Origin of the sequence: Desulfosporosinus paludis, from assembly GCF_045689965.1 — a bacterium.
In the GTDB taxonomy this organism is placed as follows: domain Bacteria; phylum Bacillota; class Desulfitobacteriia; order Desulfitobacteriales; family Desulfitobacteriaceae; genus Desulfosporosinus; species Desulfosporosinus paludis.
This window is the reverse complement of the sequence record NZ_CP144211.1, coordinates 4,870,791-4,889,592: the sequence shown is the minus strand read 5'-3', so window position 1 is coordinate 4,889,592 and position 18,802 is coordinate 4,870,791. Positions and strand designations below refer to the sequence as shown.

16 protein-coding genes and 4 pseudogenes are annotated in these 18,802 nt (G+C 40.9%); 4 read left to right on the top strand and 16 right to left on the bottom strand.

The window, feature by feature from the left end; translation table 11 throughout:
* Window positions 1-38: 38 nt before the first annotated feature.
* Window positions 39-1,293: pseudogene (locus VZF35_RS24315) on the bottom strand (DNA polymerase IV).
* A gap of 166 nt (window positions 1,294-1,459) precedes the next feature.
* Between VZF35_RS24315 and VZF35_RS24310 the strand changes: the two are divergent.
* Both VZF35_RS24310 and VZF35_RS24305 read left to right on the top strand, forming a co-directional pair.
* Window positions 1,460-2,059 carry an HDIG domain-containing metalloprotein gene (locus tag VZF35_RS24310; RefSeq protein ID WP_407308974.1) on the top strand — a complete coding sequence of 200 codons (600 nt, stop codon included), beginning with the start codon at window positions 1,460-1,462 and terminating at the stop codon, window positions 2,057-2,059.
* Window positions 2,060-2,129: 70 nt separating this feature from the next.
* A complete protein-coding gene (locus tag VZF35_RS24305) occupies window positions 2,130-2,285 on the top strand; it encodes a DUF1540 domain-containing protein (protein ID WP_407308973.1) in 156 nt (51 codons plus the stop codon).
* Window positions 2,286-2,527: 242 nt separating this feature from the next.
* On the opposite strand, the gene VZF35_RS24300 is transcribed toward VZF35_RS24305, so the two are convergent.
* Entirely contained in the window at window positions 2,528-2,686 is a 159-nt protein-coding gene (locus VZF35_RS24300) for a hypothetical protein (RefSeq protein WP_407308972.1), read from the bottom strand.
* 112 nt (window positions 2,687-2,798) lie between these two features.
* On the opposite strand from VZF35_RS24300, the gene VZF35_RS24295 reads away from it, so the two are divergent.
* Both VZF35_RS24295 and VZF35_RS24290 read left to right on the top strand, forming a co-directional pair.
* Entirely contained in the window at window positions 2,799-3,704 is a 906-nt protein-coding gene (locus VZF35_RS24295) for a DMT family transporter (protein ID WP_407308971.1), read from the top strand.
* A gap of 55 nt (window positions 3,705-3,759) precedes the next feature.
* Window positions 3,760-4,119, top strand: coding sequence for a cupin domain-containing protein (locus VZF35_RS24290; RefSeq protein WP_407308970.1), 360 nt, complete (start codon window positions 3,760-3,762; stop codon window positions 4,117-4,119).
* Between the two features lie 192 nt (window positions 4,120-4,311).
* Here VZF35_RS24290 and VZF35_RS24285 read toward each other — a convergent pair whose 3' ends face one another.
* The 14 genes and pseudogenes from VZF35_RS24285 to ureG all read right to left on the bottom strand — a co-directional run bounded on the left by VZF35_RS24285 (window position 4,312) and on the right by ureG (window position 18,761).
* A complete protein-coding gene (locus tag VZF35_RS24285) occupies window positions 4,312-4,716 on the bottom strand; it encodes a TraX family protein (protein WP_407308969.1) in 405 nt (134 codons plus the stop codon).
* Between the two features lie 122 nt (window positions 4,717-4,838).
* A pseudogene (locus tag VZF35_RS24280) lies at window positions 4,839-5,594 on the bottom strand (ABC transporter permease); the annotation flags it as partial.
* Window positions 5,595-5,610: 16 nt separating this feature from the next.
* Window positions 5,611-6,530 (bottom strand): annotated as a pseudogene (locus tag VZF35_RS24275) (ABC transporter ATP-binding protein).
* A 131-nt stretch (window positions 6,531-6,661) separates the two neighbouring features.
* Window positions 6,662-6,820 carry a helix-turn-helix domain-containing protein gene (locus tag VZF35_RS24270; protein WP_407314807.1) on the bottom strand — a complete coding sequence of 53 codons (159 nt, stop codon included), beginning with the start codon at window positions 6,818-6,820 and terminating at the stop codon, window positions 6,662-6,664.
* Window positions 6,821-7,245: pseudogene (locus VZF35_RS24265) on the bottom strand (response regulator transcription factor).
* A 258-nt stretch (window positions 7,246-7,503) separates the two neighbouring features.
* The gene (locus tag VZF35_RS24260; protein ID WP_407308968.1) at window positions 7,504-8,721 is read right to left on the bottom strand and encodes an MFS transporter; all 1,218 of its coding nucleotides are present in this window, start codon (window positions 8,719-8,721) and stop codon (window positions 7,504-7,506) included.
* The gene (locus VZF35_RS24255; RefSeq protein WP_407308967.1) at window positions 8,722-9,168 is read right to left on the bottom strand and encodes a MarR family winged helix-turn-helix transcriptional regulator; all 447 of its coding nucleotides are present in this window, start codon (window positions 9,166-9,168) and stop codon (window positions 8,722-8,724) included. It abuts the gene before it with no gap.
* Between the two features lie 593 nt (window positions 9,169-9,761).
* Complete coding sequence (locus VZF35_RS24250; protein ID WP_407308966.1) at window positions 9,762-11,930, bottom strand: alpha-amylase family protein; 2,169 nt, start codon at window positions 11,928-11,930, stop codon at window positions 9,762-9,764.
* Between the two features lie 137 nt (window positions 11,931-12,067).
* Window positions 12,068-13,288 carry an MFS transporter gene (locus VZF35_RS24245; protein ID WP_407308965.1) on the bottom strand — a complete coding sequence of 407 codons (1,221 nt, stop codon included), beginning with the start codon at window positions 13,286-13,288 and terminating at the stop codon, window positions 12,068-12,070.
* A gap of 475 nt (window positions 13,289-13,763) precedes the next feature.
* The gene (pdxA, locus tag VZF35_RS24240) at window positions 13,764-14,798 is read right to left on the bottom strand and encodes a 4-hydroxythreonine-4-phosphate dehydrogenase PdxA (RefSeq protein ID WP_407308964.1); all 1,035 of its coding nucleotides are present in this window, start codon (window positions 14,796-14,798) and stop codon (window positions 13,764-13,766) included.
* Window positions 14,799-14,823: 25 nt separating this feature from the next.
* On the bottom strand, window positions 14,824-16,122 hold the full coding sequence (locus VZF35_RS24235; RefSeq protein WP_407308963.1) for a four-carbon acid sugar kinase family protein: 1,299 nt from the start codon (window positions 16,120-16,122) through the stop codon (window positions 14,824-14,826).
* 1 nt (window position 16,123) lies between these two features.
* Complete coding sequence (locus VZF35_RS24230) at window positions 16,124-16,909, bottom strand: DeoR/GlpR family DNA-binding transcription regulator (RefSeq protein ID WP_407308962.1); 786 nt, start codon at window positions 16,907-16,909, stop codon at window positions 16,124-16,126.
* Window positions 16,910-17,277: 368 nt separating this feature from the next.
* Window positions 17,278-18,129 carry an urease accessory protein UreD gene (locus VZF35_RS24225; protein WP_407308961.1) on the bottom strand — a complete coding sequence of 284 codons (852 nt, stop codon included), beginning with the start codon at window positions 18,127-18,129 and terminating at the stop codon, window positions 17,278-17,280.
* Window positions 18,123-18,761, bottom strand: coding sequence for an urease accessory protein UreG (gene ureG, locus VZF35_RS24220; protein ID WP_407308960.1), 639 nt, complete (start codon window positions 18,759-18,761; stop codon window positions 18,123-18,125). The genes VZF35_RS24225 and ureG overlap by 7 nt, the downstream gene beginning before the upstream one ends.
* Window positions 18,762-18,802: the final 41 nt, after the last annotated feature.

Genomic DNA, 18,802 nt, shown 5'->3' with positions numbered 1-18,802 from the left:
AGGACAATAATAAATACATTATACTTAAAGACAGCTTCCTAAAGGAGACTGCTCATCAATGGATAATCTTCATTTTCAATGACACCTCCAGTAATTGGACGGAGCCTGCTATTAAGGAATGCCGACCTGAAAACGGCAGAAGAACCGAATTTTGCCCTAATTACGTCAACTGCACTATCAACCTTACGTCGTTTATCGAAATTCTTGCCAAATAAAGAAGTTTGATAGAAGTCGTTTTGGCAAAGCTCCGATACGCGCAGCCCCATATGTCTAAGGGGTTGACCGTTCCATAATTCATCGAAAAGCTGGCAGGCTATTTCCCAAATTTCATCGGTGCAATCAGTGGCGTTATAGAGCTTTCTTTGATGTGAACAACCATAAAATTCATTCGTTTGAAATGATACTGATACCAGCCGAGCCAATATATTAGCTTGACGCAGTCGAGCACTTACTGATTCGACGAGTGAAAGAAGTACGTGATAGGCATTTGTTCGGTCTTCTATATCAAAGGGAATCGTCGTAGAATTCCCCATGCCTTTTACTTCAATGGTATCCCCTGTTCGGACAGGAGAATAATCTATGCCGTTTGCGTAGTTCCAGACGAGAACCCCATATGACTTTAGAAACAGTTTAATCAGTTTCAAGTCAAAATTAGCAAGTTCTCCAATCGTTCGAATCCCTCTAGATCTAAGCTTTTGAGAGGTCGCTCTTCCGATCATGAAAAGTTCCTCGATCGGTAAAGGCCACATTTTAGTTGGTACTTCTTCAGGGAAAGATCGTATGGACCATATCTGGCTTCTTAAGCTCTCCAGCCATCTTAGCCAAGAGCTTATTCGTGGAAATTCCGATATTCGCTGTAAAGCCTAGTTCATTTTTTATCTTGTCCTTAATTTCGTGGGCGGTTTTAACGGGATTGTTGGAATGCAGCCCCATTCCTGAAAAATCCAGAAAACACTCATCGACGGAAAACCGCTGAATGGATGGACTATATTCCCTGAGAATCTCGACCATGGCATCACTACACTGACGATAAAGAGCATAATTCGGACGCACAATCATAAGATCAGGGCACTTTTGGCAGGCCGAATAAAGCGTTTCACCAGTCGTAATGTTAAATCTTTTAGCCGGTATTGATTTTGCAAGCACAATACCATGACGAGTGGTTGGATCACCCCCAACGACCGACGGAACTGTCCTTAAATCTAGTGGGTCTCCATGTTGGAGTCGGTATGAAGCTTCCCATGATAGGTAGGCTGAATTCGCATCAATATGGAAAATATATTGTTTCGCCATCGATTTACTCCTCCTATTACTGGACATTTATTCTCACAGTACATTCATTTGGATATTATACGAACTTATGTTCTATTATACTCATATCCATTATGAACATCAATGAGTGCTCAGCCACAGAGGTTGACATCGAAAGGATAAACGATTAGTATTTTTTTTAAAAGCAATGAAAGAGGCATTTAGCGTGGAACAAACTATACCAACAAGAGACCAAGCCTATGATCTTCTGACTAAGTATAATAAAACTGACAGCCTGATCATGCACGCCATGGCTGTTGAAGCTGTCATGCTTCATTTTGCCGATATTCTTGGAGAACCTGATAAGGAAAAGTGGGGCATCATCGGATTGTTACACGATGTCGATTATGAAATGTACCCTGAACAACACTGCACAAAAGCCCGGGAAATACTGACAGAACACAACTTGCCCGAAGACTATATCCATGCCGTGCAAAGTCATGGTTGGGGATTATGCTGTAATGTCGAACCTATACATAGAATGGAGAAACTATTATTCACCATCGATGAATTAACGGGTTTAATTGCTGCAACTGCTCTCCTGCGGCCAAGCAAGAGCATTCTCGATCTGGAGGTCAAATCTGTTAAAAAGAAATGGAAACAGAAAAGCTTTGCAGCAGGAGTAAACCGTGAAGTCATTGAACAAGGCACAAAAATGTTGGGGATGGAGCTTGACTATATCATCGGAGAAACAATCAAAGGAATGCAAAATGTGGCGGAGGGTATTGGATTAAAAGGAGACCTTTAAAATATTTGGCTATAGCAAAATATACATAAACTCGTACACGTCTGGCAATATTACACCTGGAGGTGATTTTATGGCAATGCCAAATTTGAAATGTACAGTAGATACCTGCCATTACTGGGGAACCGGTAACCATTGTGCCGCAGACGGTATCGAGGTAAATAACCAAAGCAACAAAGCTCATACTTCTGATGATACAATCTGCCAAACATTTAAACCTCAAGGGTAAATAATTTCGATAAAGGTTGCCGTTTTGACGAGGCCACTGAAAAAGTCCCTGTATTATATGCTTTTAAAAAGAGCTAGAATTACTGGTTATAAGGTAATTCTAGCTCTTTTTTGATATAATTAAGGTAGCAAATCAAGTTTTTGGCGCTGCTTCTTATTCGCTCGGCAGCCGCTTAATTTGAAGGATTTATTATTAAAGCTCCGACGGACAAATCCGTCAGAGTCTTTAATTTTCCGGGGGCTTCACCCGCCGCTTAAGATAATGCCGGGGTAATCTGCAAACTCACGAATTGTCATTCTTTTTTTCTTCCGGTAACTCATAACCGTTTGTCCCAGGCGATGATAGCTCATACTATCTCCCTTTCCACAATAACGCGCTTTTTCCCCAATTTGTACTGACATAATGTATTTCCAAGAGAAAGCCTGTAATTTATTATTTAACTATAATATAATAATTTCTGTGCGTTATATTGTACCATGTATTTTATAGCACACAAACACTTGGAGGTATCTGATGCAATTAGGAATTATCCGTTATGGTTCTTTAATTTTAGGAGTATTTGCCCTATCTACTTCAGCGATTTTTGTAAAACTGGCTGATGCTCCCTCCTCAATCACTGCTTTCTATCGCCTTTTCTTTGCAGTGCTGATACTGCTGCCGCTTTTAGTCTTCAAAAGAGAAAACCGGCAAGCTCTTTTCTCTTTGTCTAAGAAACAATGGGGATTAGGGTTCCTATCAGGCTTGTTTTTGGCAATCCACTATGTGTTATGGTTTGAATCCCTGAACTACACATCCGTCGCAAGTTCAACCGTTATCGTCACATTGCAGCCTCTGTTTTCATTTGCCGGGGGACACTTCCTGTTTAAGGAACGAGTCAGTAAGAGCGTAATCGCCAGCTCTTTGATTTCCATGATTGGCTGTATTATTATCGGTTGGGGAGACTTGCAAATCAATTATCAGGCTTTATGCGGGGATGTTCTTGCCTTTATAGCTGCCGGGATTATAACTGCCTATTTTTTTATCGGGCAGCACATGCGAAAACAATTGCCGGTTGTTCCTTATTCAATCTTAGGCTATACAGGCAGCGCATTTTTCCTGGCAATCTATGCGCTGAGCCGGCAGGTGTCTTTCACTGCTTATCCTCTGCAGACATGGAAAGCCTTTATCGGTTTAACCGTAATTGCGACGATTTTGGGACAAATGGTTTTTAACTGGCTGCTGAAATGGTTGAGTACAGCGGTTATCTCCATGAGTATGCTGGGAGAAATAATCGGAACCTGCATTCTTGCTTATTTCATTTTAGGAGAGGTTATCTCTTGGCGGCAGGGAGTGGGCATAGTAATCACATTAGTTGGCCTCGCCTTATTTTCATTTCATAAAAGCAAGACAAAAATAGAACAATACAATTGCTCTGCTTAAACCAACTTATTTATTCATCTTCGTTTCACAGTATATAGAATTGGAGGTATTTTATATGGAGAAGATTAATGTCCAAGAAAAACTTAGCCTTTTCAATGAATACTGGAGTCCCAGAATTATCGGGGTAGTCAATGAGTCCTATGTAAAGTTGGCCAAATTTAAAGGAGATTTTATCTGGCACACTCATGAAAATGAGGATGAAATGTTTTACGTACTTAAGGGAGTATTGACAATTAAGTTTAGAGAGAAAGATGTACTGCTCCATGAAGGGGAATGCATAGTAATCCCCAGAGGAATCGAGCATATGCCTGCTGCCGAAAAAGAGGTTCAGGTAATGCTTATTGAAGCGAAGACTACTTTAAATACAGGCAATGTAATAAATGAGAGAACAGTAGAAAGCCTTGAAAAAATTTAGGCATTGCATTACTTAAAAAATCATTTCTCAGGTGAAATATGGAGAAGAAAAACCTGCCATTAGGGCAGGCTTTAAAGTTTAGTTGATAGGGCGACTTTTATGCCGCAGCGCAGCCGGTTGTAATACCAACAGCCGGAAATCGGCGTCTTACCATTTTCACGGCAGATATTGCATACTACCGGAAATAATACTTTATTTCCTTTGTATCAAGTTTGCGATTAAGAACAAAATCCAAATATGCAAAGGATAAAACGCATAAAAGAAATATTTTAGACCTTTTCCCCTTTCGCCGTTATAGGAAAGCATCAACGGAAGGGCTATTATCATCATCCATTGGTAATTCCCATAGAACAGATTTTGAGCTGTGAATCCGCCTAAACCTGCGCTTGCAAACATTAAGACGGAAAAGATGATATACATAACTGAAAATTTTAGGCGATTATTTCTAAAAACATACATAAAAATGCCAAGTACTATAAAAATAAGCGCTCCTTCACTTGTTAGAAGATTTGGGATTAACCCGTTTGCCAAGTACGCATAGGCTTTCGATAGAGCCTGAAACCGTGTGAAAAGCAGAAAACTGACTATCTGAATCACGACAAAGCCAATCCATAATAGAACTTTCTGGTTTATAGTACTTTTTCAAAACAAATGTACTTGTTTTCACATGATTTCCTTTTAACACGCGAGTCAATATCATCTCTCCATTCGCCGTTCATTCAAGATCCACTGTGGACATCCGCTCTGACGTAGTATACGATGCAAAAGATTAGCGAGACAAAAAAGGTAAGTGCTAGGATAACCAGCGCAGGGGGCGCATAAGGGTTCGGGCTGGAATTTTGGGCTATGCCTTGGGCTAGTTGCCGGACAGGCCAATAAGGAACCAACCAGGGAAAAAGGATACCACTTAGGCCATGTCCAGCTTCACCGATAACTGTGATGACTGTGACAAACACCCCTAAAACTGTCATAGGAATAACACTTTTTCCGACCATACTTAAAGCTGCTGCCACAGGAATCGTGCCAAACGAGAGTACAACAATCATCAAATTCATTCGCATTCCCAACCAGATTACATCAACGTTAATTTGATGCTTTAAAAACAGCATGGAACCAATTACCAACACAGTCACACACGAGAGTGCTGTAGTTATAGCAATGAGCAAAAATACGGCCGACAGTTTACCCGCGAGGAATCCCACACGCGAGACCGGATAGGAAAACAGTTGATTAATTGTAATTGTACGCTCCTGATACTCACGTGCTATGATATAGGCAGTCATCAGAGCAAACAAAGCTGGCCCCAGTATTGTTATCACCTGCCCCTGGCGATAAAACATGTCCTGCAGGTTAATACCTACAGGAGCACCTGCAGGAGATACTTTTGGTAATAATGCCAACAAGCTCACAAGATTTGCCGGTAATGCGCCAATAAGAACCATCCAAAGAATCTTGGTATTTTTAAGCTTCATCATTTCAGTATAAATAACGCTAAACAAGCCCAGCACCTCCGGTGATTTTGAGAAAATAATCTTCCAGGCTTTCCCCGACAGCACACTTTCCTTAACGCCAATACCATGACTAGCCAGCGTAGAATTAACCATTGCCGATTTATCCAAACGTTCGTAAAGGCGAAGGATGCCGGGTCCGGCTACGAGATAATCGGTCACTCCAAGCTTTTGCTCCAAAACATAGGCTGCCCGCTGCTCATCATCGACCTTAATTTCAAGATAGTGCCTGGTCTTTTCCTGCAGGGTCTCATAGTCTATCTCCTCAAGCAGCCTTCCCTGATGAATGATACCGATCCTGGTGGCCACCTGCTCGATCTCACTTAACAAATGACTGGAGATTAAAAAGGTGATGCCGCGTTGTCTAGCCAGATCCAAAAAGAGCAGCCGGATTTCCTTGATGCCTACCGGATCTAAACCGTTGGTCGGTTCGTCCAAGATTAGGAATTCCGGATGATGAAGTAGAGCACGGGCAATTCCCAGTCTCTGCTTCATTCCCAGGGAATAATTCTTCACTTTTTGATGTTTTGCATCGAGCAAGCCAACAGTAATCAGAACCTCGTCAATGCATTTCTTGTTGCCCATGCCCATGAGGCGGCGATGGATCTCCAGGTTTTCTGTTGCACTCAGGTTGAGATAAAACCCTGGGTACTCGATAATAGCGCCGATGCGCTCCAGAGCCATGGCCCTGCCGCCATTCAATCCTGCGCCGAACAATTCGATCTCTCCCGCTGATGGACGGATCAGTCCCATTAGCATCCGAAGGGTCGTCGTCTTGCCTGCACCGTTTTGCCCCAAAAAACCGTAGATGTCTCCAATCCTAATGTTAAGGTTGAGGTCGTGAACTACTGCTTTTTCTCCGTAGCGTTTGGTCAAATGATGGGTTCGTAAACAAAAGCCCACGGATATCACTCCTTTCGAAGCACAGTATACATTACAGTTCTTTCAAACCTTTTAAAAGCAGATGGAAGTATCGCAGCAGGAGAAAAAGGATGATGGATATGAAAGCAAGAAAAAAAGCGAGGTTCAGCATGCTAACACCCCTCGCCCAGTTTATAGCCAAAACCCCAGACGGTCTGAAGATACAGGGGGTTCGATAGGTCTTTCTCTATTTTCGTCCGGAGCCTGCTGATATGAACCATGACGGTATTGTCATCGGTCATACTCTCTTCCTGCCAAACGGCCTGGAAAATCTAGGATTTGGTAAAGACGCGAGTGGGATTGGACAGGAACAGATTCAGAATGGCGAACTCCTTGGCGGTCAAAGACTTTTTCTGTCCGCCCACGGTGACCTCATAAGTCACTAGATCAAGCTCCAAATCTCCGTACTTCAAGACCCTAGACCCGGCCCCATTAGCATCCTGATTGAAATCCATGTAACGACGAAGCTGGGCTTTGACTCTTGCGATCAACTCTCCTATCGTAAACGGTTTGATGATATAATCATCCGCCCCAAGCCCTAAACCCATTATTTTATCCATTTCTCTATCTTTGGCGGACAGGATAATCACTGGAATTGTTTTTTTTCCCGGATTTTGCGCAAGACTTCCTGACCATCAACTTTAGGCAACATCAAGTCTAAAATGATGAGTTGGTATTCCTTATTGGAAATATACAAAAGTGCTTCTTTTCCGTCGTAAACGGAATCTGTTGCAAATCATGCCCCCAGCATTGGAAACAGCAACGACCAATTCAGCCTAACGTACAAAGGTATATCCTGTAATAATCGTACCGACACCGCCTTCAGCGATTTCGGTATATCTGGTAAAGCTCCTCAGTGAGGTATCCTTCCGCTGTTGCTTTTTCCACGGAAGTTGCAGAACGAAAGAAATGGTTTGCAATAATCATACTCTAGTAAATATACATTATTTAAGATTTAGCTTGCGTTTTCAAGTATCTCTTCTTTATAGGTTTCAGTTTTCCTTTCCTTCAACAAGGCAATTGCATATACCAGCATAAAAATAACCATAAAGATGGCAGAAAACCGATACATCATAGCATAACTCTTACTTTCTGCAATGAGGCTTAATAATATTGAGCCAATTGTAAAGCTTAAATCCATTGAGGATAGAAATGTTCCATTAGCTGCACCTATACGCTCAACTGGTGATCTGTTTACTGCCCATGCCTGTAAAGATGGTTGAACTGCACCATATCCAAACCCATAAAATAGTGAAGCAATAATCAGAGTAGTAACAGAGTCTACGTAGGAGAGTATAATAAGTCCAATGATCATTGATATCGCTCCGGGTATAACTACTACAGCATGACCTTTTCTATCAAATAACTTTCCCACAAAAGATCTTGTAACTAAAATCATTGCGACATGTCCTATAAAATATACCCATATATTAGATAGCTTAACTTCCTTACCAAATAACATTATATAACTCATAATTCCACACAAAGGAATTGCTAATAAAAAACAAAGAAACGACGGGAGCAGCGCTCTCTTTTCAATTAAACCCCTCAATGAAATAATTTTCTCTTTTTTAGCACCTAACCTTTGCACCTTATTTTGAGAAATCGACACTAATTGTAATAATAGCATTGCAATACCAACCAAGATTATAGAAACCACAGCTACTACATTGAACTTATAACTATTCATAACCATAATTGCTATAATTGGCGCTAAAGACATTGAAATTATCATAGATAGTGAGTAATATCCCATTCCTTCACCTCTAAGTTTACGGGGAACCATTTCCGAAATTACGGCAGCAATAGCTGTAGATGACATCCCCCAACCGACGCCTTGAAGAATACGTACTACTATTACTGCTGATATAGGAAGAAACATGTAAGAAAAAGTGCATAAAGCTAAAATAAAGAGACCAATTAATAAAAGAGGCTCCCTATTAATTTTATCAGCTATATGTCCAGTAACCGCCCTGCACACAAGTGAAGATATAGAAAATCCACTAACAACAAGACTGGCTTGCAAATTATTTCCGCCAACCTGTTTGGCAAATGCAGGTAAAGTTGGCACCAATAAATAAAAAGCTATATAAACAAATAAATTTATTATTAAAATGACTATATAATTTTTCGTCCAAAGTTTGTCCGAAAAATTTAAACTTTTTTCTTTCAATTATCTCTCCACCTTCTCTTGTGAATTTATATTGTTGTTCATTTTCAAGAGAACACGTCTATAAGTTTCTATTTCTTCATCTGAGATTCCCTCGATTATTGTTTGAAAGAAACTTTCTAGAGAAGGTCCCACTTGTTTCTTAAGGTTTATTCCTTCCTCCGTTATTTGTACACTAAATGCTCTTTTATCTTTTTCACTAGGTTTCCTTATAACAAGCTTTTTCCGTTCTAAGATATCCAATATTCTTGCTAATGTAGGTTGATCTTTATCCACATTTTCAGCTAACTGCTTCTGTTTAATTTTATCTTGCTGTGATAGTTTCAATAATACATTCCACTGCTCAAGAGTAATATTATGCACTTCAAGTTTTGAGTTTAAATAGCGCATCATTTTTTTATTAGTTTGATTTGTCAGTTGACCTATAGATTCATCATAAGATATATACATACATATGTCCTCCCATTTTCTTGTTGCAACAATTATTGCTATGCTAATTATATTTTGGAGGATAATTACTGTCAATACACATATACAAATTAGACTTAGCCTTTTAAATGGAAGTATTTCGGTTTTTCCTCATATACCTGCGCTGTCACCTCTAAGCCTTTAACCATTAGTATTAAGTTAACTGTTTTCAAAACAGCTTCAGTCTCAAGGTAGCCCTATAAATTGTTACACAATCAAAAAATCCGCTTGTAGAGCGGCTTTTTTGATTGTGATTGTATTACTTAAACTTATTACGGTATCCACGTGCTCAATCAGTCGAGCAAGATAAAATATAACAAGAAATAGCTACTAATGATTTTTTAGGTATTGATGTTTCGAGATTGTTAAAACCATAATACCCTGTTCTTGCTGCACACCAGGTATTGCAGGATTATAACTTAATAAGTCTACCTGAACCTAAAGTTTGGTAGTCCGGATGTGACTAGAATATGCTACCTCCTGTGCATAATCGTGTGATTGATAACCTGATGACTTTGGGTTTGACCCCGAAAGCGAGGCGTTAGCCGGCGCCCGCCGGACATTATTTAAAATACTTATTGCCGTTTTAGATAAATACTAGTAAATTCCCTAATCATGGACACTTCTATCCTTAGAACCTTTTCTCCATCTTCTCTTTCAATTAAATGTGCCTTAATATCCCCATCCTGCTTGAGCACCTTGGTTCCAGGATTTATACCGATACCCGAAGATATATCTATAAAAAAGTTATATACGGGCTGCAGTTGCCTTATTGGTTTTGTCGGCCCTGAAGTCAGGTTAATGAGCGATAATACATACCCTTCATTATTCTCAGTAAGCGCAATATGAACGCTGTTTGGGGCGTTTGTTGTTAATGACAATTTTCCTTGGAGAGTCCATTTTATGGCGTTGAAGAAAGTATCGATAAAATCCTCGTGTCCGTTGGTATGGCATAATTTATCTGTTTGGTTGGCAAAATAGACAACTTTGCCCAAACCATATGTCCCTGCCATTATCGTGGGGAACTCCGTTTTCATATCTTCAAGCCAAGCGTACTCCGGAGGCTGATTAGGTATTATGGGGATATAGTTACATACTTGATCATAACCTTCTTGATTATTAGCAGTACAAAGCAGCATACTTCCGCCATTCATAAGAAGAGCAGTATTGTTAATTCCAGCCAAAACAGGATGATCCTCTGAGTGAATCATTTGATAGCAATCCGCTGACGTGTTTTTTACCGTCCCGGTATAGCTGCATCCAAACAAATCCTTTAAACCAAAATCCTCACGCCTGTTTCCCTTTTCATCATAGAGCGAGGTTTCGTAAGATGCGATTAGTCCTCCGCCATTTTTCACGTATTCTTTAATAATATTGATTTGTTCGTCGGAAATAAACGCAGCATTAGGCAAAATAAGAAGTTTTAAGTCTTTAATTTTCTCTAAGCTTAAATCGATGTCTAAGATAAAGTTATATTGGATATGGTTATCAACAAGAACCCTTTCCACACCTTTGATAAAAACGCCATAGCCGTCAACATTCTCATCATCCTTGGCCAAAGCATCCCGGCTCGGCTTTGAAAAATATATCCCGATGTCTTCAACCGGTGTTTGGCCATCTAATAGTTCTTCATTATCTGCAAGATAGCTAAAAACATCCGCTTCCAAATAGGCGCTGCGTCTATCAAAAGTTGCATCTGGATGCTGCCCGTTAAACATACAGTTCCAGAAGTTGCCGCCGACACTAACGGCTTCCCATAACCAGATCTTGTTTTCAAGTTGCGGATCTTTGACGTATCTCCAAAGTTGCCCATGGTTGCCGTATAACAAAACTGTTTGCATATTTTTATTAAGCGACTTCATAAATCGCACGCTGGATGCGGAATAAGACAGGATGTCATAAACCCTGTTGGGATGATGATGGGATAAAAAGGCCGGACTTACCAGAAAATCGAAATGTTTTTTGGCGTTATACAAATCAACAGAACAATAAAATGCTAACGAATGGTGAAACATCCCGAATATTTCAGCGCAAAAGGCTTTGTCTTCTCCATAACTTTTTACTGTATCCCTCAACAGTTTGATATGGCTATCAACACAGCCGGCCTTCCAATTCCTGTATTCATTAAATTCACCGGATGTATAATCGTCTCCCACGGGAATATCCTTTCCGGTATCCTTTTTGTACTTTTCGCGACAGGTTTCGCAATAACAGGGACCTATACTAAAACAAAGCGCATTCTCCCAGACCCCATCAATATCATAATGATCCATGAGATATTGAATGAACTTTACTGCATGCTGATTCGCATAATAACCATTGTAACAAGGACTATATATTTCAAACGGACGCGTTTTGGTTCCATCATTTTTAATCTGGAGGGAAGTAATGCCCTGCATGCCTGTCCCATCAAGGTTTTTACCAAACCAGGCCGGTTTTTGCTCATACCTCTCCCTTTCTACCCCCCTGAAATCGACCCTAACCAACACTTTGATATTCCTTTTATGTGCCTCTTTGACCAAATCCCCTAAAACATTCTCCGTAGTCATAAATTGATTGGGTTTGGCCATTTCCAAATCACTTTTAAAGAAATCAATAACCCCGCCGGCATTAATAATGATACAGTTGGCTTTTACTCTATCCAAATAGTCGACCACTGCCCTTGCATCATAATTGATAATATCCGGTTCTCTCAATACAGTTTGCACCATACGCAGCTGTTTTTGATACCATTGCTTTTTCATTTCCTCTCCCCCATTTGATTCATGATTAAGATTCGTTTGTCAAAAAACGATGATCTGGTCATTGAATGGTACCAAGATATGAAGTTTCAAGGATGTCTTCATATCTTGATACCAAACAGGATTATACGCAAATAAAATTATTTTACAGTAAGGCTATCTTCTTTTATAAACCCGCCTTTAGTATTAATTGTCCAGGAAGTAATTGCAGCTATCATTTGTATTCCCATAACCAGCGCCATAATAGCAGTATAGGAATTAGTCGTTGCGATTAAATAACCCATTAACGTAGGCGTAATGATACCCATTACCTGTTGTCCGAAAGAGCCAATACCTAGGCCGAGGCCAATTACGTCTTGTCTAACATACTTGAGCAGTAAAATTCCGGGTATTGCCGCTAATGTGCTGGAAGCTACAGTGGCCAGTGTCATATAGGCAACTCCCATAGCAACCGTCGTTGCACTAAAGGTAAGGTAAACAAACAAGGCTGAGAGAATTAAACTGAAAACAATAAATATTCTTTCCCGACCTACAAAAAACTTGTCTAAAGCCCAGCCGGCAATATTCATCCAGATAAAGCTGGCAATATAGGGTACTGCAGTAGCAAAACCTACAGATGCTAGTTTTAGTCCTTTGACTGTGACCCAATAATAAGGCATCCATGAAGTCATACCCCAGGAGAAAACCCCTACGCAGATCTGGATTACAATGGTCTTCCACACAATAGGTATTTTTATCACATCAAACAGAAGGGCTTTATCAGTCTTAGTCTTTTCTTTTAAGACAACTTTAGGCTGGAGGCCTCTTCCCACGTACAATAATATTGGTACAACGAGAATACTGATTCCGGACAGCAGCCAAAACCCAATGCGCCAGCCAAATTTCGCACACAAAATGCCTATGGCAATCGAGCCGACTGCGCTTCCCAGCATAGCCGAAGACACAATAAAGGACTTGGCTTTTGCGCGTCCTTCCATGGGGAAAAGATCTCTAACCATGACAGTACTGGCAGGCGGAAAACTTGCTTCAGCAAAACCAAAGAAGAAACGGATAACCGCCAAGGAAACAAGCGACCAGGCAAGTCCGGTTGTCCCTGTTAATATCGACCAAGCGACAAGAGACAAAACGATAACCTTTTTAGCCCCATACTTATCGGCTAAATAGCCACCCACTAAAACCATCACGGCGTAACTTACAAAAAAGCTGCTCATGACAATACCCATTTCAGTAGTTTTTAAGCCAAACTCCTTAGCGATGGGCAATAAAGCGATGTTAATAGCCGCCTTATCGAAGTAGCCAATCAACCATGTTAAACCCAAAACGAGGGTAATTATCCAGCTTTTACTCTTTGATAATTCCATAATTATTCTCCTTCTCTTCCAAATGAGCAATATTCTTGGTTGAATTACCAACTGGATTATTTCATCTGGCACAGGCATTAAATACACTAACGGTGCTAGTATTAAATTAAACGTAGTATTGTCTTTATTTAATCCCCTTGTTAAAATGATAAAAGATACTCTTTTCAATAGATATCGGTTTTACGCATTGCTTTTTGCGGAGGAATACGTAAACCGGTATCTTTTCACTTTTCTCCCGGCTTTTTAATCCCGGACAATGTCAACAGCCTCCTTTCTTAGCGTGACTACTGCCAGTATCAGGATTTCTTACACCACCTCTTTTGTCAAAAATTTTTCTTAACAAAAAGCAGAATCCACACAATCTTCTGACACGCCAGATTGCCAAGGCTCGACAACTTCGTTGGTTGAAGTTTTAAGCAACTGCGAATCAATTTCCAGCATACCTTTCCAAGATCTCGGGATGTAGTTACTAAAATTAACTATGACTATTCAAAATACCTTCACCCTTTTGCATTATGCTATATTTTGCGGCAAGTATAACGGCCTCTTCCATACTTACACAGCTTGCAATTCCCTTACCCGCAATATCAAAGGCCGTTCCGTGGTCTACGGAAGTTCTGATAAACGGCAAGCCGAGTGTTACGCTAATCGTTCTCTCAAAATCTAAAGTTTTCGTAGCGATATGTCCCTGATCATGATACAGCGACAAGATAGCGTCAAATTTATTCTGCAGGCCTAAATGAAAAACGCTGTCTGCCGGGATCGGTCCAACCGCGTTAATGTTTAACCTGTTGGCCTCTGCGATAGCAGGACTCACTTCGCGTTGATCCTCATCCCCAAATAAACCACCGTCTCCGGCGTGCGGATTTAAAGAAGCTACTGCAATTTTCGGGTTGTCAAACCCCAATTTTGATAATTCAATTTTAATCTGAATCAGAGATTCTAAAACATTCGATGTTGTTACTTGTTTGCAAGCCTGTCTCAGGGATAAGTGACGCGTTAAGAAAAAGACCCTGAGGTTGCGTACTGCAAACATGGTTAAAGCATATTCGGCCCCCGTTAATTCCTGATATATTTCGGTATGACCGATAAAATGGATTCCCGCTTCCTTAATGGCTTCCTTATTGATTGGACTTGTCGCAATTACATCAATTTCTTTAGCCAATCCCAAATCAACGGATTTCTTAATACAATCAAAGGCTGCTTGACCGCCCAGTTTTTGGATCTCACCCATTTTGATTAAATCACTGGTCACCGGCGTCGCTTCGATAACATCGACAACACCGTATTGAAATTGGGCCTCCTCCGCCCGCTGAACAGGATGCACGCGTAATTCAAGACCTAATTGGGCAATCATCTTTTGTAGGATTTCAGCATTTCCTATCACAAGTGGTTTGGCGATGTCAAAAATCCGCTTGTTCGCAAGCGCTTTAACGACGATTTCCGGACCTATTCCGGCCGGATCTCCCATCGTGACGCCTACAACGGATCTTTGATTTAATGAATTCATCAACTATCATTTCTCCTTTATGTCCTTATTCTTTTGAATTTAAAAGATATTCCACACACATTTGTGCGCTGTCCGCCACGCCAACCAACCCTCCTTTCGTAACCACCGACAGGCCGGAATATTTTCCATCGGCAATTAATCCATACGAGACCAGGGGCATAACCTGATCTTTTAATTCGATTACCCGGGCCCCGATCAGGTTGCAGAAATCCACTGCCATGTCGCCGCCGGTCAGGTAGAATCCCTTTAGATTCTCAATATCGCGTTCCAGGACTTTGCAGGCAAGCTTAGCTATCGTTGAAGTGATCTGTCCTGCCAGCTCTTCGGAAGTCACTTTTTTTATCACGGCCAAGGCTTCCAAATCCAGTGGAGTACTTTCTTCTGAAGAAACGCTAATTCCAAAAACCCGAGAGCGTTGACTCATAGCGTAGATTTTATTTACTACTTGAGCTTCTTCCGGGGCACTCATACCACCCTCTAAAATGTTCAAAACATCTACCCCGACTAAGCAGTCGCCGTACTCCCGCTGCAAATGATCCAGTTGCAATGAGGTTAACTCTGAAGCACTCCCGGCGACAACCATCACTTTACTTATTGTTTTGGAATGCATGCCGTCCAAGCATTTAGTCATCACCGCTTTGCTAAAGGGACCGGGATCAATTGCAATAAATTGAATATTTAATTCTTTGACAGCCTGGGCAATACCATCGATTTCTTCTTCGGAAGTCGCGTCCAGGATAATTATTTTTTTACCGGCTGCTAAGTGATTATTTAATTCCTTCTTAATAGTTTCCATTCCAGCCAGTACAGCGCTAAGCCCAATGCTAGCAACCGGCAAATCGGTCTGGCGTGATATTTCCACCGCCACGCCGGAACTTAACACAGGATTTTTGGGGTCACACCCTGCTTTGGTTTGTTGAACGGGTACGTTATGAACCAATTGATAGCCGCCAACCGTAACCCTGCCTGAACTGGGGTAGGCCGGTACCACAATAGCGGCATAATCTAAAGGTAAAACGCTTAAGGCTCCTTCTATTTCGGCTCCCAGATTACCCCTTAAGGTGCTGTCGATCCGTTTGCTGAAATAACGAATCCCTGAGGCCATCAATGTTTGGATAACCGCTTGAACGCGGCATTTGGCCTCAGGAGCGGGAATTCCCCGGCTGCACGTATTTAAGACCAATCCGTCATATGCCTCATACATCCTGCGATCCAGGTTTTGATAATCGACGATACTAATTACTTTAAAGCCATTCTGCACCAAAAGAACGCCTGACCCGTTAGCCCCGGTCATATCATCGGCGACCACTGCAAATACTGCCATCTTATTCAATCTCCGTTTTACACAAAACTAGTTCTATTTCTTTGTTTACAATTTGACTGACTATCGCGGGGTCTAACGCGTTATCGCTGATAATAACGTCGACATCGTCAAAGTCGCATATTTTGGCAAAGGCACGACAGCCAAACTTGGTGTGATCGGCAACTAAAACGACCTTTGCTCCGTTATTGATCATTGCTCTCTTAAGATGGGCTTTTTCAAGGGTCGGGGTATAAATACCGCTTGAGTCGATTGCGCCTCCCCCCAGGAAAACCACATTCGCACTAACCTGTTTCAAAAAGTTGATAGATTCCGCACCCAATAAACAATAAGTTTTTGGCTGAACCTGCCCCCCCGTTGTGATGACATTAATATGGGGAGCGTCTGCTAATTCCAGAGCAATATTCAAATCATTAGTGACGACAGCGATAGACTTTTTGCAGATTTTTAATTGTATGGCTATTTCCAGAGTGGTTGAGCCGGCATCAAGTATGATGGCATCGCCTTCTTGTACTAATTTAACCGCCTCCTTGGCAATATTCTGCTTAATAGTGACGTTTGACGCCACCTTTACGCGATAAGGAATCTCCTTAACAAGTCCTTCATTCGCCAATGCTCCTCCCCGTTCTCGTTCGAGCAGCCTTTTAGCGTTAAGAAAGTTTAAATCCCGCCGGATGGTCATGGTAGATACCCCAAAGTATTCTGCCAATTCCATTACTTCTGCCCGGCCTTCTCTGGTAACAAACTCCAAGATCCCTTTTCTTCTTTCACCTGTAAGCACAAGCATCATCCTCAATTAGTGATTATTTCTGTTTTCTAATGTTCGTTTCTGTTTGTATATGTATTCTACAGAGAATTCAAAACTCCTGCAAGTTTTTGAAACCTCTTTTGAGAAAATACAAAGTGCCGATTAATAATTAACATTTAAAAACCTTCCTTTCATAGGAAACATAACTCAGCTAGACCGTAAAACGATCTAGCTGAGTTATAAACATAAATTACTATGTTGGGGCCGGTTTTCCCCTATACACTGTTTCCGCGAACGCACCTAGAAAACATTTCGCCTGCTTTTTGTTCAATCCCGAAAATTCTTATACTCGTATTAAAATGTTGTGCAGACACAAGGCAGGGAGTAATGAGAAACCTCCTGACTTATTCTCAATATTTTCTTATTCGAGGTCTATGCTGCCCCAACAATTTTTGACGAGCTAAGTCCCAACAGGACGTAATTGCCTTTTCTAAAACAAGAGAACTATTACTTAATAGTCGTACCGCAATTCCATTTCTTGTAGTTAAGCTAGCGCTGGCGAGTAAATGAGGTTTATCAGCACATATTTGATGTATTCTATCCGCTAAATCCTGACTTACATTTTCGGAAAAAATATAGAGATTTCCCTGATAAATGTATTGATCATACATTCCCAGAGAAAGAATTTCCTGCCGGCTAGGGATAATCCTCCAATTGTCCCAAAAAATCAAATCACCATTAAAATAAACTTTTGTCTTTGAATGATAAGATTGAAACTGAAAGACCTCATCACTCTTTACTCTTCCAGGAGTAACAACTTCGCTCAAGAAAGCAACCGAACCTTGATGCAGATAAACTTCCGTCTCGCCTACAAAATTTGAGCCAGCAAAGGGTATCACCGGATCAGGAAAATACTCTAAAATTGAGTTACTACCAAGTTTAAACAAATTCAGTTGGCAAGCAAATGAATCTGGTGAACGGTAAACTTTTGTAGCTGATTGAGTTGTCAGAAAAACCCGTGCTTCTGCTTCCAAATCTAATTCCAGATGATAGTTATCACCTTGGACCATTCCACCTGCGGGATTCATCTGATAGATGAATATCTCACCGGTCTCCGGCTCAAAGTAAAATGGTTTAGCTACTTTAAGGGGTACACGGTTGTAAATATCTTTAATAACAGTTCGGCCATCTTGAGGCCCGAGGCGGAGTTTAAGTTCACCACGTTTACCTGGGAGCTGAGATAAGTCCGAAATGCCTAACATACCAAATCTTCCATTAAAGCATTCTTCTTAATCCAAGAAATCACTTCAGATATACCTTCTTCTTTAAACAGATTAGTGAAAACAAATGGCCTATTTCCTCGCATCTTTTGAGAATCGCGAGCCATTACTTCCAAATCCGCCTTAACATATGGAGCTAAATCAATTTTATTAATCACCATCAGGTCGGACCGGGTAATAGCCGGTCCACCCTTTCTAGGTATCTTATCTCCTTCCGAGACATCAATAACAAAAATAAATACGTCTACCAATTCCGGACTGAAGGTAGCCGAGAGATTATCCCCCCCGCTTTCCACAAAAATAATATCTAGGTCGGGAAACCTTTTAATGAGATTATCTATAGCCTCCAAGTTCATAGAAGCATCTTCACGAATTGCCGTATGAGGACACCCACCTGTCTCAACACCTACAATTCTTTCGGCCGGCAGCACACCATTTCGCACTAAAAATTCTGCATCTTCCTTGGTGTAAATATCATTGGTCACAACAGCCAAACTGAATTCTTTATATAGATTACGAGTAAGTTTTTCTATCAGAGCCGTCTTACCTGAACCTACAGGTCCCCCTATTCCGATTCTAACTGGTCTTACAAAATCCCTTATCTTTGTAGTCATATCAGCTTATAAAACCTCCATCTCCCTAAAATTAACAAGAA

Excerpts from the sequence above, each read along its gene's own strand:
- ureG (WP_407308960.1), bottom strand. The coding sequence starts at position 18,761 with ATGACTACAAAGATAAGGGATTTTGTAAGACCAGTTAGAATCGGAATA.
- VZF35_RS24305 (WP_407308973.1), top strand. The coding sequence starts at position 2,130 with ATGGCAATGCCAAATTTGAAATGTACAGTAGATACCTGCCATTACTGG.
- VZF35_RS24225 (WP_407308961.1), bottom strand. The coding sequence starts at position 18,129 with ATGTTAGGCATTTCGGACTTATCTCAGCTCCCAGGTAAACGTGGTGAA.
- pdxA (WP_407308964.1), bottom strand. The coding sequence starts at position 14,798 with ATGAATTCATTAAATCAAAGATCCGTTGTAGGCGTCACGATGGGAGAT.
- VZF35_RS24235 (WP_407308963.1), bottom strand. The coding sequence starts at position 16,122 with ATGGCAGTATTTGCAGTGGTCGCCGATGATATGACCGGGGCTAACGGG.
- VZF35_RS24295 (WP_407308971.1), top strand. The coding sequence starts at position 2,799 with ATGCAATTAGGAATTATCCGTTATGGTTCTTTAATTTTAGGAGTATTT.
- VZF35_RS24245 (WP_407308965.1), bottom strand. The coding sequence starts at position 13,288 with ATGGAATTATCAAAGAGTAAAAGCTGGATAATTACCCTCGTTTTGGGT.
- VZF35_RS24250 (WP_407308966.1), bottom strand. The coding sequence starts at position 11,930 with ATGAAAAAGCAATGGTATCAAAAACAGCTGCGTATGGTGCAAACTGTA.
- VZF35_RS24290 (WP_407308970.1), top strand. The coding sequence starts at position 3,760 with ATGGAGAAGATTAATGTCCAAGAAAAACTTAGCCTTTTCAATGAATAC.
- VZF35_RS24255 (WP_407308967.1), bottom strand. The coding sequence starts at position 9,168 with ATGTATATATCTTATGATGAATCTATAGGTCAACTGACAAATCAAACT.
- VZF35_RS24300 (WP_407308972.1), bottom strand. The coding sequence starts at position 2,686 with ATGTCAGTACAAATTGGGGAAAAAGCGCGTTATTGTGGAAAGGGAGAT.
- VZF35_RS24310 (WP_407308974.1), top strand. The coding sequence starts at position 1,460 with ATGAAAGAGGCATTTAGCGTGGAACAAACTATACCAACAAGAGACCAA.
- VZF35_RS24230 (WP_407308962.1), bottom strand. The coding sequence starts at position 16,909 with ATGATGCTTGTGCTTACAGGTGAAAGAAGAAAAGGGATCTTGGAGTTT.